The sequence below is a fragment of the uncultured Fibrobacter sp. genome, from assembly GCF_937877005.1.
In the GTDB taxonomy this organism is placed as follows: Bacteria; Fibrobacterota; Fibrobacteria; order Fibrobacterales; family Fibrobacteraceae; genus Fibrobacter.
The window spans coordinates 1-1,683 of sequence record NZ_CALEFV010000270.1 but is presented as its reverse complement, the minus strand read 5'-3'; the positions used below and the strand labels follow the sequence as shown (position 1 = coordinate 1,683).

Annotated in this window: 1 protein-coding gene and 1 pseudogene; both read right to left on the bottom strand. The window is 52.9% G+C overall.

Annotated elements, in window-relative coordinates; translation table 11 throughout:
• A pseudogene (locus tag Q0628_RS11930) lies at window positions 1–663 on the bottom strand (hypothetical protein); the annotation flags it as partial.
• A 140-nt stretch (window positions 664–803) separates the two neighbouring features.
• On the bottom strand, window positions 804–1,529 hold the full coding sequence (locus Q0628_RS11925) for an acetyl-CoA hydrolase/transferase C-terminal domain-containing protein (RefSeq protein WP_298771261.1): 726 nt from the start codon (window positions 1,527–1,529) through the stop codon (window positions 804–806).
• Between the last annotated feature and the right edge of the window lie 154 nt (window positions 1,530–1,683).

Sequence of the window (1,683 nt, the reverse complement as noted above, 5' to 3'; positions counted from 1 at the left end):
GCCCTTTTCGGCGACACCCACCAGGTGTGCGCCCACTATACGCGGTTCAGCCGTATCGACAGCGGCCGTATTAACGGAGTTACCTCCGCCAAAGTTTCCCCAAGGCGAGGTGTTTCCGCCCGTACTCGAGCCCTTGTCGTCTTCATCTTCTACACCCGTGTACATCTTGCCATCGCGGCAAGAAACACCCGTACTCTGGGAGACTTCTTCAGAAGGAACCCACTGGCCCGCCAAGCAGAAATACAGAATATTTTCGCTCTTGACCAAGAAGGATTCACCCTCGCTCTGGGCGGTACATTCCGGCAAGGCTTCTACATCGACCACGGCTGTGGTGTCTTCAATAACCGGTTCTTCAATACCAATAACAGGCCCTGTCGAAGAACTAGATGTCGTTGATCCGGGTTCGCCCGGCTTATCCGGGTCTGCCGCACTCGAAATCGGACGGCCTAAAGAATCTTTCTGGACAACGCCACTGGAACGCTTTTCCCAGCGGGAACCGCTTGAGCGGCCTCTATGCCCATCGCCATCATCATCGTCATCACCGTATTCGTCTCCAATTTCGTCAGGGTCAACTTCCTCGTTCGAAGAAGACGAACTACCGGAACACGCCTGCATAGCGAGGGCGAACCAAGCAGGGATTATAATCCAAAACAGGCGATTCATTCGTCGATCCTAAAAACTATTCGCAATATAACAAGAAACTACTTTCTTTTCAACGAAAAAGCCAATAGAATCTACCAATCACCCCCACCTGCGCGAGGGCAATGCGTCTAATCACGGAAAAACTGCAAAAACGGAACTTTTTAGCGCATTTTCCCGGTTTCGAGGAACCTCGAATGCATTTCGAAAGCCCTTTCCAGGGCCAGGGGCATGTGCAAGCCCTTCGCATGTTTGAGGCTATATTCCAAGAAATCGGTGAGCGGTTCGCGGAAATCCGGGTGCGCGCAATTCTTGATAATCAAGCGGGCGCGTTCTTCGGCAGCAAGCCCACGCAAGTCGGCAAGTCCCTGTTCCGTCACGAAAATCATGGTATCGTGATCCGTCTGGTCCACATGGCTCACGTAAGGCACAATCGAACTGATGGCGCCGTCCTTGGCAACCGAGGGCGTCAAGAAAATGCCAAGGTAACAGTTGCGGGCAAAGTCTGCCGCGCCACCGATTCCGTTCATCATGGCAGAGCCCGTAACAAGGCTGCTGTTCACGTTACCGAAGATGTCTGCTTCGAGCGCCGTGTTCATGGAAATCACACCCACGCGGCGAATCACGTCGGGACTGTTGCTCACTTCTTGCTGGCGAAGTACCAGGTGGTTTTTCCATTCGGCAGCGTTTTCCACAAATTCTTTCTGCGCATTTTCAGACAAAGTAAGAGCCGTACCCGAAGCGACGCCGAGTTTGCCCTTCTTTAAAAGCGGGAACACAGCTTCTTGAATGACTTCGGTATAAAGGTCGATTGTTCCAAGGCGACTATCGTCAGACATGGCGCTAAGGACGGCGTTTGCCACCTTGCCCACGCCGCTCTGGAAGGACATTCCCTTGGGGAGGCGGCCTTTGCTTTATTAATGGCAAATAAAATCCAGAATGCGTTCGCCGATGTTTCTGGAGACGGCATCCGGTTCCACGAACGGATTCACCTCGTCGAGACGCGAAGTTTCGACAACGGCGATGACCTTGTTCGGGTCGATT